The sequence below is a fragment of the Arthrobacter sp. N1 genome (assembly GCF_048288285.1).
Classification (GTDB): domain Bacteria; phylum Actinomycetota; class Actinomycetes; order Actinomycetales; family Micrococcaceae; genus Arthrobacter_D.
The window spans coordinates 55,575-68,201 of record NZ_CP102608.1; the positions used below are offsets into that span (position 1 = coordinate 55,575).

Genomic DNA, 12,627 nt, shown 5'->3' on the forward strand with positions numbered 1-12,627 from the left:
ACGGCCAGGACATGGACAACCAGGGAGGCATACATGGCACATCTTGATATCGGCGGACTGGACGCCTGGTGGCGGGCCGCCAACTACGTCTCGGTGGGTCAGATCTACCTCCGGGACAACGCCCTGCTCACGCGCCCGCTCGTGGGTGAGGACGTCAAGGCGCGGCTGCTGGGCCACTGGGGCACCACCCCCGGACTGAACTTCGTCTACGCGCACCTCAACCGGGTCATCGCGGAGCGGCGGCAGGAGATGCTGTTCGTCACCGGCCCGGGCCACGGCGGACCCGCCAATGTCGCGAACGCGTGGCTCGAGGGGACCTACTCCGAGATCTACAGCACCATCGGCAGCGACGGCGCGGGCCTGAACGCGCTCTTCAAGCAGTTCAGCTATCCCGGCGGCATCCCCTCGCACGCGGCGCCCGAGACCCCCGGCTCCATCCACGAGGGCGGCGAACTCGGGTACAGCCTGGCACACGCCTACGGGGCCGTGTTCGACAACCCCTCGCTGATCGCGGCGGCGGTGGTGGGCGACGGCGAGGCCGAGACGGGACCCCTCGCGACGAGCTGGCACTCGACCAGCTTCGTGGACCCGGCCGTCGACGGGGCCGTCCTGCCGATCCTGCACCTCAACGGGTACAAGATCGCCAACCCCACGGTCCTGGCCCGCATGCCCGAGGAGCAGCTGCGGCAGCTGATGTACGGCTACGGGTACGACCCGCACTTCGTCACGGTCTCTGATCCGCGGGCCACCGAGGCGGCCCACCGCGACTTCGCCGCGGTCCTCGACAGGTGCATCGACGAGATCCACGACATCCAGGAGCGGGCACGGACCTCGCCCGCGGGAAGCGGCGCCGGGGCGGCGCGCTGGCCCATGATCGTGCTGCGCTCGCCGAAGGGCTGGACCGGCCCGGCGGAGGTGGACGGCAAGCCCGTCGAGGGGACGTGGCGGGCGCACCAGGTGCCCCTGTCGGAGATCCACGACAACGAGGAGCATCTGCACCAGCTCGAGGAATGGCTGCGGTCCTACGACCCGGGATCCCTGTTCACGGACGAGGGCGGGCTCCGGCCCGAGATCGCCCGCCTGGCTCCGGACGGTGACCTGCGGATGAGCGCGACACCCTACGCGAACGGCGGACGCCTGCTCCGCGACCTCGTGCTGCCCGCCTACGCGGAGCACGCCGTGGAAGTCGCGCACCCCGGTTCCGAGAAGGTGAGCCCCATGATCACGGCGGGGGGCTACCTCCGCGACATCATCGAGCGCAATCCGCACAACTTCCGCCTGTTCGGGCCGGACGAGACGGCGTCGAACCGGTTGTCGGCGGTCTACGAGGTGACGGACAAGGTGTGGCAGCCGCGGATCGAGGACGTCGACGAGCATCTGGCCCGCTCCGGTCGTGTCATGGAGGTCCTCAGCGAGCACCTCTGCCAGGGCTGGCTGGAGGGATACCTCCTCACCGGGCGGCACGGCGTCTTCAACTGCTACGAGGCCTTCGTGCACATCGTCGACTCGATGTTCAACCAGTACGCGAAATGGCTGGAGATCCACAGGAAGCTCCCCTGGCGGCAGCCCATCGCGTCCTTCACCTACATGCTCTCGAGCCATGTCTGGCAACAGGACCACAACGGGTTCTCCCACCAGGATCCGGGTTTCATCGACCACGTGGTGAACAAGAAAGCGGATGTCATCCGCGTCTACCTGCCACCGGACGCGAACACCATGCTCGCGGTCACAGATCACTGCCTGCAGGCCCGGGACACCATCAACGTGATCGTGACGGGAAAACAGCCCACGCCGACCTGGTTCGGGCCGGAGGAGGCGCGCCTGCACGTGACGCGGGGCATCGGCGTGCTGGACTTCGCGGGCTCGGAGGAGTCCGGGGTGGAGCCCGACATCGTGCTCGGCTGTGCCGGGGACGTCCCGACCCTCGAGGTGATCGCCGCGGCAGGCCTGCTGACGGCAGGGATACCCGGGCTGAAGATCCGCGTGGTCAACGTCGTCGACCTCATGCGCCTGCAGGACTCCACCGAGCACCCGCACGGCCTGTCCGCACGCGAGTTCGATACCCTGTTCACCACGTCGAAACCGGTCATCTTCGCCTACCACGGCTATCCCTGGCTCATCCACCGGCTCACGTACCGGCGGAACAACCACCCGAACCTGCACGTTCGGGGCTATAAGGAGGAAGGCACGACGACGACGCCGTTCGACATGGCGATGCTGAACCAGATCGACCGGTTCCAGCTGGCCATGGACGTGATCGACCGCGTGCCGACCCTCGGAGCGACCGAAGCGCGGTTCCGCCAGGACCTGCAGGACCAGCGGCAGCGTGCCTGGCAGTACACGCGCGACGCCGGGAAGGACCTGGAGTCCATCACCGGCTGGACGCTCGACGAATCTTCGCCGGACGACGCGAAGTAAAACCCGTCGCCCACAACGAGAAGGAGCACGCTGAATGACCGACACGAGCATTTCCGCAACCCGGACCATCGACGCACCCGCCGGCACCATCTTCCATTTCCTGTCCGACCCCGCGCATCACGCGGCCCTCGACGGGTCCGGCATGGTGCAGTCGGACAGCAAGTCCGACCGCATCACCGGCTCCGGGCAGGTGTTCACCATGAACCAGACGTGGGACAAGATGGGGGGCGACTACCAGACGGACAACCACGTGATCGGCTACGACGAGAACAAGCTCCTCGCCTGGAAGACGGCGCCGGCGGGTGAGGAGCCCCCGGGATGGGAGTGGGTCTGGCGCTTCGAGGCGACCGGCCCCGGGTCGACGGACGTCTCGGTCACCTACGACTGGTCCGCGGTCACCGACAAGGAGCTGCTGAAGACCATCGGCTTCCCCGCGGTGTCGCAGGACGCCCTCGAGGGTACGCTCGCGAATCTCGCGGCGCAGGTCTCCGAGGCCTGATCGTCCCTCCGCACGGACGACGGCGGCCGGTCCCCTTCCGGGGGCCGGCCGCCGTCGCGAGCGGGTCGGCATCGATCGCCCCGAGCGAGCGGCGTCCGCCGGCCCGAGCGGCCCACCGATCCGCCGGGGCAGGATGTCGGCTGGAGGCATCGGTGCGGACCGCGGCCGCTTCCAGCCCGAGGTCTCCGCTATTTCAACAGCGCGACATCCGAGACGAGCTCGATGTGCCGCTGCATCGCCGCGGCTGCGGCGGCTGCGTCCTGCGCCCGGATGGCATCGGCGATACCCCGGTGCGAGGCGAGCGACTGCTCGGGCCGGCCCGGCTGTGCGAGGGACTCGAGGCGGGTCTCCAGGACCATCTCCCCGATGAACGCCATGAGTTGCGCCATGACCGGGGAGTGCGCCGCGGCCGTGACGGCCTGGTGGAAGAGCTCGTCCCCGTGCGCGCCGCGGTCGCCGTCGTCGATCTCCGCCTGCATGGCCGCCAGGGCGGCGTCGATCGCGGCGAGGTCCGTCTCCGTGCGCCGTTCCGCGGCGAGGGCTGCGAGCTTCACCTCGAGGGTGCTGCGCGCCTCGACGATGTCGGGGAGCCTGCTCCGGTGCTCCCGGAGGCCCTTGATGACGCTGGCCACGCTCGCACGATGCCGCAGGACCGCCCCGGTGCCGTGCTGGACGTCGATCACGCCGAGCACCTCGAGCGCCACGAGCGCCTGCGCGAGGGTGGCGCGGGAGACGCCGAGCCGCTCGGCCAGGTCCCGTTCCGCCGGCAGCAGGTCCCCGGGCTGGAGTCTGGCCGATTCGATGTAGCCCAGGAGCTGTTCGACGAGTTGCTCGTACAGCCGCGGCCGTGCCAGGCGCCCCAGTGGTTGCGGGTTGGCGGCGTCGCTCATTCTGACTCTCCCCGGGGTAGTGGTGCGCTCATGCTACCGGCCAGTGATTGACAGGGACACCCACTCTCCTACAGGCTAGGCCAGTGATCCTGTGCCACAGGTCACACCCCGCCCGTCCGTCGCACGCTGGAGGATCACGATGTCCGCTCCGCTCCTATCGATCATCATCCTCGCGGCGATGTTCCTGATAGCCACCCTGCTCCCGATCAACATGGGGGCCCTCGCCTTCGTCGGAGCCTTCCTGCTGGGAGCCGTCGTCCTCGGCATGGAGACCGACGACATCATCGCCGAGTTCCCCGGCGGCCTGTTCCTCACCCTGGTCGGGGTCACCTACCTGTTCGCGATCGCGCAGAACAACGGCACCATCGACCTGCTCGTCAACGCCGCCGTCAAACTGGTCCGCAACCGCGTGGCGCTCATCCCCTGGGTCATGTTCCTCATCACCGCCGTGATCACGGCGGTGGGGGCGCTCGGCCCGGCCGCCGTCGCCATCATGGCCCCCGTGGCGCTGGGCTTCGCCGCCCGCCACAAGATCTCCCCGCTGCTCATGGGCATGATGGTCGTGCACGGCGCGCAGGCCGGCGGATTCTCGCCCATCGCGGTATACGGCGTGATCGTCAACGACATCGTCGGCGAGTCCGGATTCGAGTCCAGCCCGCTGGCCGTCTTCCTCTCCAGCTTCATCTTCAACCTCCTGATCGCCGTGGTCCTGTTCATCGTCCTCGGCGGCCGCAGCCTCCTGACCTCCCGTATGGGCCAGTTCGTCGAGGAGGCCGCCGAGGCCCGTTTCAGCGCGAGCCCCGGGATGCGCCGGGCGGACGTCGCCTACAAGGGCACGGGCAGCGGCACGTACGGCCCGCGTGATCCCGCGGGCGACGGCGTCGTCGCCACCAAGTCGCGCGAGGACCGCATCTCCCAGCCGATGACCATCCTCGGCCTGATCGCCCTCGCCGTGATCGCCCTCGGATTCAAGGTCGACGTCGGGTTCGTGGCCATCACGATCGCCGTGGTCCTCGCCCTCATCTCGCCGAAAGCCCAGAGCGGAGCGGTCAACAAGATCGCCTGGTCCACCGTGCTGCTCATCTGCGGGATGCTCACCTTCGTCGGCGTCCTGACCGAGGCCGGGACGATCGAGTACGTGTCCGACGGTGTCGCGGGCCTCGGAGCGCCGCTGCTCGCCGCACTCCTCATCTGCTACATCGGGGCCGTGGTCTCCGCCTTCGCGTCGTCGACCGCGATCCTCGCCGCCCTGATCCCGCTGGCCATCCCGTTCCTCGAGACCGGTGCCGTGAGTGCGGTCGGCGTCGTCTGCGCCCTCGCGGTGTCCTCCACGATCGTCGACGTCTCGCCGTTCTCCACCAACGGCGCGCTGGTCCTGGCCAACGCACCGGAGGGGACGGACAAGGACCGCTTCTACAAGCAGATCCTCGGGTACGGCGCGATCGTCGTCGTCGCCGGACCGATCATCGCCTGGCTCGTCCTCGTGGTGCCCGGCTGGCTCTGATCATCGCCGTCCACGTCCCGTCCCCGACCCGGAGGTTCCCATGAGCGCCGACCCAACCACCCACGACGCCGCCGGGCGGGGCGGACCCCTGGCCGGCCGCCTCGTCGTCGATCTCAGCCGGGCCCTCGCCGGACCGCACGCGGGCATGATGCTCGGCGACCTCGGGGCACGCGTCATCAAGGTCGAGACGCCGGGAACCGGCGACGACACCCGGGGCTGGGGCCCGCCCTTCGTCGGTCCCGAGGACGACCGCCAGTCCACCTACTTCCTGTCCTGCAACCGCAACAAGGAGTCCATCGCGCTGGACCTCAAGAGCGACGACGGACGCGGGGTCCTGACGGAACTGCTGCGGCGCGCCGATGTGGTGATCGAGAACTTCCGGACGGGAGTGCTCGACCGTCTGGGGTTCTCGACGGACGCGATGCTCGAGCTCAACCCGGGCCTCGTGATCCTCTCGATCACCGGATTCGGTCATGACGGTCCGGAGGCGAAGCGCAGCGGCTACGACCAGATCGTCCAGGGCGAGGCCGGGCTCATGTCCCTCACGGGGGCGGACCCGGAGAACCCGCAGCGGGTCGGCGTGCCCATCGCCGACCTGCTCTCCGGCATGTACGGGGCGTACGGGGCGGTCGCCGCCCTCCTCGAACGCGAGCGGACGGGCCGTGGCCAGGTGGTGCGCACGTCACTGCTCGCCTCGATCATCGGCGTCCACGCCTTCCAGGGCACGCGGACCACCGTGGCCGGCGAGGTCCCGCAGGCACAGGGCAACCATCATCCGTCGATCGCCCCCTACGGACTCTTCAGCTGCCGCGGCGGCAAGGTGCAGATCAGCGTGGGGAGCGAGAAGCTGTGGGCGGCGTTCACCACGGCCTTCGGCATCGACGCCACCAGGCCGGACTTCGCGACGAATGCGGACCGCGTGGGCCACCGGGACCTCCTGATCGGCGTCATCGAGGACGCCTTCTCCGCCTACGAGGCGGAGCCGCTGCTCGAGAAGCTGAACGCGGCGGGGATCCCCGCAGGGAAGGTCCGCACGCTCGACGAGGTGTACGCGTGGGAGCAGGTCCACTCGCAGGGCCTCCTCACCACCGTGCAGCACCCCGTGCTCGGGGACATCGACCTGCCCGGGGCGCCACTGCGGTTCTTCGACGGACCGGTCGAGACCACGCTCACGGAGCACGCGGCACCGCCACTGCTCGACGGCGACGGCGAGGCGATCCGCGCCTGGCTCGCACGCCCCGTCGCGGAGGACGCACGGGCGTGAGCGGGGAGACCCGACGACCGCATCTCACGGCGCGGGAACTGATCGATGCGGTGCTCGACGCCGGATCCTTCACCTCCTGGGACGCGCCGGTGACGGGACCCCCACCGGGAGCGGGAGCGGGCTACGCGGAGGAGCTGCGGCGGGCGCGCGAGAAGAGCGGCGCGGACGAGTCGGTCCTCACGGGGGAGGGGCTGATCCACGGCCGGCGCGTCGCCGTCATCGTCTCCGAGTTCACCTTCCTCGCCGGGTCGATCGGGAGCGCGGCCGCACACCGCATCACGGCTGCCGTGCAGCGGGCGACGGCGGAGGGCCTGCCGCTGCTCGCGGGTCCCGCTTCGGGCGGGACGCGCATGCAGGAGGGGACCCCCGCGTTCCTCTCGATGGTGGACATCACCGGTGCGGTCCGTGCCCACCGCCAGGCGGGCCTGCCCTACCTCGTCTACCTCCGGCATCCGACGACGGGCGGCGTGATGGCGTCCTGGGGATCGCTCGGTCACGTCACCGTCGCCGAGCCCGGGGCGCTCCTCGGCTTCCTCGGACCGCGCGTGTACGAGGCACTGTACGGCGCCCCGTTCCCGCCGGACGTGCAGACCGCGGAGAACCTGTTCGACAAGGGACTGATCGACGCCGTCGTGCCGCCCGGACAACTCGCGGGCATCGTGGATTCGGCCCTGACCGTGCTGCTCGCGGACTCGTCGGCGGTTCCCGCCGTGCCGTCGACGGCGTCCGTCCGCCCCGGCGCGCAGTCCGCCTGGGAGTCCATCCTCATCTCGCGGAACCGGCGGCGCCCGGATCTCCGCCGCCTGCTCGCCTACGGAGCGCGGGACGTCCTCCCGCTCAACGGCACGGGTCAGGGCGAGAAGGATCCGGGCCTGCTGCTGGCGCTGGCACGCTTCGGCGAGCAGCCCTGCATCGTCCTCGGGCACCAGCGGCCGCGCCGGGAGGGCGAGTCGGCCATGGGTCCGGCGTCGCTCCGGGAAGCGCGCCGCGGCATGAAGCTCGCCGAGGAACTCGGGCTGCCCCTGCTCACGGTCATCGACACCGCCGGCGCCGATCTCTCGAGGGAGGCGGAGGAGGGCGGACTCGCCGGGGAGATCGCGCGGTCCCTCCACGACCTCATCGGCCTCGCCTCACCCTCGGTCTCGGTGCTCCTCGGCCAGGGAGCCGGTGGTGGGGCGCTCGCGCTGCTGCCCGCGGACAGCACCATCGCCGCCCAGCACGCCTGGCTCTCGCCGCTGCCGCCCGAGGGGGCCAGCGCCATCGTCCACCGCACGGTGGACCGTGCTCCCGAGATGGCGGAGGCGCAGGGCGTGAAGGTCGCGGTCCTCGTGGAGCGGGGCGTCGTCGATCACGTGGTGGACGAGCGGCCGGACGCGGCCGAGGAGGGCCGGGCATTCTGCGAGCGGATGGCCAGGGCGATCGAGTACGAGCTCGCGCGGGTCAGGGGCCTGCCCACGGAGGACCGGCTGGGCCGGCGGGCCGGGAAGTACAGGGCAGGGGGCGGCTGACCGTCATCCGACCCCTGCGACGGCAGGGTCCTAACCGCCCGGGTGCTGGGCCCGGTAGATCTCCATCTGGCGGTGCCTGCGCTGCAGGCTGTCGCGGCGGGAGGTGCTCTCGGCATCCTTCGGTTCCGCGGTGAGCTCGATGTGGCGTTCGCCGTAGTGCCACAGCAGCATGTCGTCCAGGAGGCGGTCCGGGCCCGGGGAGTACCGGTGGTCGAGGGCCTTCCGCACCGTCGTGATGGTGTCCGCCTGCAGCAGCGCGACGAGTTCCAGCGTGGTGCGCAGCCCGTGCGCGGCCAGGAGTTCTGCCGCCCACCCCCAGTTGTCGTCCGATTTCCGGTCCACGTGGGGGAGCAGGGTCTGCCAGATGTCACGGATCCGGTTCGGGGTCAGGGGTGCGCTGCCCTCACCGTCCTCGTCCCAGAACCCGGTCACCGTCTCGTAGCGCTCGTGCAGCTCCGCGAACGCGGACTCCACGGTCTCGAGCATGGCCGCCGTGCCGGTGAACTGCCGGTCGAAGTAGGGGCTCCACGCCTTCGGGTTGGAGGCCTTGAAGCGGATGTCGTGCTCGATCTCGGACCAGGCGTGGGCCAGGACCGTGCGGACCTGCACCTCGAAGAGGTAGCTGCCGGCGGCCTTCGTCTCGGGGTCCACGGCCTGCTGGAAGGCCCGCACCACGTCATTGTGGATGGTGCGCATGATGAGGTGGCGGCTCGAGTACCCGTAGGTGCCTGACTCGATGGAGCCGATGTCCTTCTCCCGGTCACCGCGGCAGTCGAACTCGTTGCGCTGGCGCTTGAGCAGGTTCGCGGCGAGGTCCACCTCGTGCGGGAGCGTGGTGATGATCCGCACGCCCACGAGGTCCGTGAGGTTGCGCATCGGATCCGGGAAAACCAGGGTCGGCGGTGCGCCGACCTCGGTGGAGGGCAGGGTGCGCGAGGCCTTGTCGCGGAAGGACTCGACCGTCTTGGTGCGCGCCGTGACGAACAGCGGCTTGAGGTCGGTGCCCTCGAAGATGGCCGCGATGCTGTCCCGCATGGCGGTGGTGACCCGGTCCAGGGCTGGCCGCACGCGTTCGAACTCGCGCGTATGCGCCTCGACCCCGGGCCGCAGCCGCTCGTCGAGATCATCCCATGCGCCCATGCACCATGCCTTTCCGAGGAGAGCCTTCATCGTAGCCAACCCGGCCGACCGTTACGCTGTCGCCTGTGCATCCGGTTGACCCTGTGGGGCGTCGCTCCGTCCTCGCCCTCCTCGCGGCCGCCGCCGCGGGCGTCCTCGCCGCCTGCGGCATCAGGAACGGGCCGAAGATCCCACCGGTCACTGCGCAGCGCTTCGCGTACGGGAGTGATCCGAGCCAGTTCGCCGACCTCTACCTCCCGGCTGACGGTGCCACGGTGACCGGGGTGATCGTCATCATCCACGGTGGATACTGGCGTTCCACCTACGGCGCCGAGCTGGGCGAGCCGCTGGCCCAGGACCTGGTGACCCGCGGCTACGCCTGCTGGAACCTGGAGTACCGCCGCGCGGGCAACGGCGGTGGCTGGCCGGAGACGTTCGACGACGTCGCGGCGGGGATCGACCATCTCGCGGTCGCCGCTTCGGAGCACGGCCTGGACCTGGGCTCCACGACGGCCCTCGGCCACTCCGCCGGCGGCCACCTCGCGGTGTGGGCGGCCGGGCGTGCGGGACTTCCCGCGGGTGCGCCCGGCGCGGGGACACCGACGGTCCCGCTCACCGCCGTCGTCAGCCAGGCCGGGGTGCTCGACCTCGCCGCAGCTCGGGACCTCGGGCTCAGCGACGGCGCCGTCGAGAACCTGCTCGGCGAGCCGGAGGACACGGAGCGCTACCGCCTCGCCGATCCGATGTCGGCGGTCCCGCTTCCCGTGCCCGTGGTCGCCGTCCACGGCAGGAAGGACACCACGGTACCGTCCAGTCAGTCGGAGGCCTATGTCCGGGCGGCGACGGCGGCGGGCGGCACCGCGGACCTCGTCATGGTGCCAGGGGACCACTTCGCGATCATCACGCCGGGCTCAAAGGCGTGGGACGCCGTCGTCGCGCAGCTGCCGCGGACCTGAGGGACGGAAGGACCCCGGCCCGCCGGTGGAGGCGGACCGGGGTCCTGTGGGACCTGCGCCCTAGTTGAGCGGCAGCGTGCCCTCGGGCAGCTGACCGTCGGCGAGCAGCTCGCGCGCGGAGTTCGCGAGGGCGGTCAGCGCGACGCGCTGCGTCCACGGACCGTAGGAGATCCGGGCGACACCGAGCTCCTGCAGGCGTGACGGCGCGAGGCTGCCCGGCACGTTGATGACGCTGAGCCGCTGGGGTCCGAAGGCCTCCACGAGCGTCGTCACGGCGTGCTCGTCAAGGAGCCCGGGCACGAAGACGTTCGTGGCACCGACCGCGAGGTAGGCCTTGCCGCGCTCGACCGCGTCGGCCAGGACCTCGGCAGGGTCGCGGTCGCCGGCCTTCACGAAGGCATCGGTGCGGGCGTTCAGCACGAAGTCGATGCCCTCGGCGCGGCCGGCTGCGATGACGGCTTCCATCTGCGCGACGGCGTCGGCGAGGGGACGCATCTGGTCCTCGATGTTCGCGCCCACGATCCCGACGCCGATCGCCCGGCGGACGGTGTCCCCGGGATCGCCGTACCCCGATTCCAGGTCCGCCGAGACCGGCAGGTCGGTGGCGGCGGCGATCCGGCCGACGGCGGCGATCATCTCCTCCACGGGGATGTTCTCGCCGTCCTCGTAGCCGAGCGAGGCCGCGATGGAGTGGCTGGCCGTCGCCAGGGCCGTGGTTCCCGGGATGTCCGCGATGGTCTTCGCGCTGATCACGTCCCACACGTTGACCACCTGCAGGATCTCGGGGGCGGAGTGCAGGCTGGCGAGTGCTGTGGCCTTGGCGGACAGGGCGCTGGGTGCTTCAGTCATGGGTGACCTTCCGGGTGAGCGAGGTGATCCAGGCGGCTGCGCCGTCGACCTCGGTGGGGTGGATGCCGTGCCCGCCTTCGCGGACGTTCCGGCGTACTTCGGCGCCGCGGCTCTCGAGGATCGATCCCACGCGGACCGCACTGTCCAGGGGCGCCATGGCGTCTGCCGAGCCGTTGAAGAGGGCGATCGACGACCCGGACAGGTCCGTGTCGATGCTGCGTCCCTCCAGCGGGTACATCCCTGAGAACGCGACGGCGTCGGCCACCATTCCCGGGTGGAGCAGGGCCGTGGCGAGCGCGATGTTCGCGCCGTTCGAGAAGCCGACGGCGATGAGCCGGCGGTCCCCGAGCGCGTAGTGCTCGCGGGCCCAGCCGATGAACGCTGCGAGCTCGCCGGCGCGCAGCACGACGTCGTCGACGTCGAAGACCCCTTCGCCGAAGCGGCGGAACCACCGGTTCATGCCGTGTTCCCGGACGGGTCCGCGCGGGGCGAGGTATCCCGCGCCGGGCGCGAGGCGCTCGGCGAGGGGCAGGAGATCGTGTTCCGTGCCGCCCGTTCCGTGCAGGAGCAGCAGCACCGGGGTGTCTGCCGCTCCCTCGTGGAACAGGTGCGGCCAGGTGTGGGTCGTGGTCATGGATCCCCCTACTTGAAGAAGGCCTGGACGGCGGGGTTGTTCTCGCCGGGCACGTCGATCTTCGCGACGGCGTGCGAGATGGCCGCGCGGTTGGGCTCGAGCCACGGCGGGAGCTTGAGGGAGCGTCCCAGTTCCAGCAGCGGTTCGTCGATGTCGAACCCCGGTGTGTCGGTGGCGATCTCCAGCAGCGTCCCCCCGGGTTCGCGGAAGTAGATCGAGGTGAAGTACTGGCGGTCGAGGATGGCCGTCACGCCGTAGCCGCGCTCGGCCAGCTCCTGGCGCCACATCTCCTGCGTCGCCTGGTCGGGAACACGGAAGGCGATGTGGTGGACGGTGCCGCCGGCCACGAGGCCGCGCTCGCCGCGGGTATCGGTGACGACGTCGACGACGGTCCCGGGTTCGCCGTCGTGGGTGCTGAGGCGGTAGCGGCCGTCCTTCTCGGACAGGATCCTCATCCCGAGGTCATGCGTGAGCGTCTCGAGCGTGCCCGTGGGGTCCTGCACGGTCAGGACCGACGAGTGCTGGCCGCGCACGGCGTACTCGGCCGGGACGGACTTCGAGTCCCAGGGATCGCGCGGATCCGCGAGGGAGGAGGCGACGAGGTCGATCTGGAGGCCGTCCGGGTCACGCAGGGAGAGGCGCTCCTCCTCGGACGAGGCCCGCGAGATGGTCGACTCGACGTCGATGGCCTTGAAGTGCTCCTGCCACCAGCCGAGTGTGCCCTGCGGCACGGAGAACGCCGTGGTGGTCGACTGCCCGCTGCCCACGCGTCCGCTGCGGATCCCCTGCCAGGGGAAGAACGTGAGGAGCGAACCGGGCCTGCCGGACTCGTCGCCGTAGTAGAGGTGGTAGGTGCCGGGATCGTCGAAGTTGACGGTCTTCTTGACCAGCCGCAGCCCCAGCCCCCTGATGTAGAAGTCGATGTTCTTCTGCGGGTCACCGGCGATCGCGGTGACGTGGTGAAGGCCTTCGGTTCGAGCAGTCAC

Annotated in this window: 11 protein-coding genes; 6 read left to right on the forward strand and 5 right to left on the reverse strand. The window is 70.4% G+C overall.

Annotated features, from left to right (window positions below):
• Positions 1–33 precede the first annotated feature (33 nt).
• Complete coding sequence (locus NVV32_RS00275; protein ID WP_422390964.1) at positions 34–2,418, forward strand: phosphoketolase family protein; 2,385 nt, start codon at positions 34–36, stop codon at positions 2,416–2,418.
• Positions 2,419–2,452: 34 nt separating this feature from the next.
• Positions 2,453–2,917 (forward strand): SRPBCC family protein, encoded by a 465-nt coding sequence (locus tag NVV32_RS00280; RefSeq protein WP_055766033.1) that lies wholly within the window; start codon positions 2,453–2,455, stop codon positions 2,915–2,917.
• Between the two features lie 188 nt (positions 2,918–3,105).
• Here the strand turns inward: NVV32_RS00280 and NVV32_RS00285 are convergent, their stop codons facing one another.
• Positions 3,106–3,807, reverse strand: a complete 702-nt coding sequence (locus tag NVV32_RS00285; RefSeq protein ID WP_422390965.1) for a FadR/GntR family transcriptional regulator — start codon at positions 3,805–3,807, stop codon at positions 3,106–3,108.
• A 139-nt stretch (positions 3,808–3,946) separates the two neighbouring features.
• Between NVV32_RS00285 and NVV32_RS00290 the strand changes: the two genes are divergently transcribed.
• From NVV32_RS00290 to NVV32_RS00300, 3 genes are read left to right on the forward strand one after another with little or no spacing between them, the layout of a single operon-like run.
• Positions 3,947–5,311 (forward strand): SLC13 family permease, encoded by a 1,365-nt coding sequence (locus NVV32_RS00290; RefSeq protein ID WP_055766027.1) that lies wholly within the window; start codon positions 3,947–3,949, stop codon positions 5,309–5,311.
• 40 nt (positions 5,312–5,351) lie between these two features.
• On the forward strand, positions 5,352–6,575 hold the full coding sequence (locus NVV32_RS00295) for a CaiB/BaiF CoA transferase family protein (RefSeq protein ID WP_055766024.1): 1,224 nt from the start codon (positions 5,352–5,354) through the stop codon (positions 6,573–6,575).
• Positions 6,572–8,083, forward strand: coding sequence for a carboxyl transferase domain-containing protein (locus NVV32_RS00300; RefSeq protein WP_422390966.1), 1,512 nt, complete (start codon positions 6,572–6,574; stop codon positions 8,081–8,083). The genes NVV32_RS00295 and NVV32_RS00300 overlap by 4 nt, the downstream gene beginning before the upstream one ends.
• A 30-nt stretch (positions 8,084–8,113) precedes the next feature.
• On the opposite strand, the gene NVV32_RS00305 is transcribed toward NVV32_RS00300, so the two are convergent.
• The gene (locus NVV32_RS00305; RefSeq protein ID WP_055766018.1) at positions 8,114–9,223 is read right to left on the reverse strand and encodes a GTP pyrophosphokinase; all 1,110 of its coding nucleotides are present in this window, start codon (positions 9,221–9,223) and stop codon (positions 8,114–8,116) included.
• A 65-nt stretch (positions 9,224–9,288) separates the two neighbouring features.
• Here NVV32_RS00305 and NVV32_RS00310 point away from each other — a divergent pair, with 65 nt between their 5' ends.
• Entirely contained in the window at positions 9,289–10,158 is an 870-nt protein-coding gene (locus NVV32_RS00310; RefSeq protein ID WP_422390967.1) for an alpha/beta hydrolase, read from the forward strand.
• A gap of 60 nt (positions 10,159–10,218) precedes the next feature.
• Here the strand turns inward: NVV32_RS00310 and NVV32_RS00315 are convergent, their stop codons facing one another.
• Genes NVV32_RS00315 through NVV32_RS00325 form a run of 3 tightly spaced genes read right to left on the reverse strand, consistent with a single transcriptional unit; the run spans position 10,219 to position 12,627 of the window.
• Positions 10,219–11,007, reverse strand: coding sequence for an isocitrate lyase/PEP mutase family protein (locus tag NVV32_RS00315; RefSeq protein WP_422390968.1), 789 nt, complete (start codon positions 11,005–11,007; stop codon positions 10,219–10,221).
• A complete protein-coding gene (locus NVV32_RS00320; RefSeq protein WP_422390969.1) occupies positions 11,000–11,641 on the reverse strand; it encodes an alpha/beta hydrolase in 642 nt (213 codons plus the stop codon). Before NVV32_RS00320 ends, NVV32_RS00315 begins: the two co-directional genes overlap by 8 nt.
• Before the next feature lie 8 nt (positions 11,642–11,649).
• Complete coding sequence (locus NVV32_RS00325) at positions 11,650–12,627, reverse strand: ring-cleaving dioxygenase (RefSeq protein ID WP_422390970.1); 978 nt, start codon at positions 12,625–12,627, stop codon at positions 11,650–11,652.

Coding starts and splice junctions, on each gene's coding strand:
- NVV32_RS00290 (WP_055766027.1), top strand. CDS start 3,947: ATGTCCGCTCCGCTCCTATCGATCATCATCCTCGCGGCGATGTTCCTG.
- NVV32_RS00280 (WP_055766033.1), top strand. CDS start 2,453: ATGACCGACACGAGCATTTCCGCAACCCGGACCATCGACGCACCCGCC.
- NVV32_RS00305 (WP_055766018.1), bottom strand. CDS start 9,223: ATGGGCGCATGGGATGATCTCGACGAGCGGCTGCGGCCCGGGGTCGAG.
- NVV32_RS00320 (WP_422390969.1), bottom strand. CDS start 11,641: ATGACCACGACCCACACCTGGCCGCACCTGTTCCACGAGGGAGCGGCA.
- NVV32_RS00315 (WP_422390968.1), bottom strand. CDS start 11,007: ATGACTGAAGCACCCAGCGCCCTGTCCGCCAAGGCCACAGCACTCGCC.
- NVV32_RS00285 (WP_422390965.1), bottom strand. CDS start 3,807: ATGAGCGACGCCGCCAACCCGCAACCACTGGGGCGCCTGGCACGGCCG.
- NVV32_RS00295 (WP_055766024.1), top strand. CDS start 5,352: ATGAGCGCCGACCCAACCACCCACGACGCCGCCGGGCGGGGCGGACCC.
- NVV32_RS00275 (WP_422390964.1), top strand. CDS start 34: ATGGCACATCTTGATATCGGCGGACTGGACGCCTGGTGGCGGGCCGCC.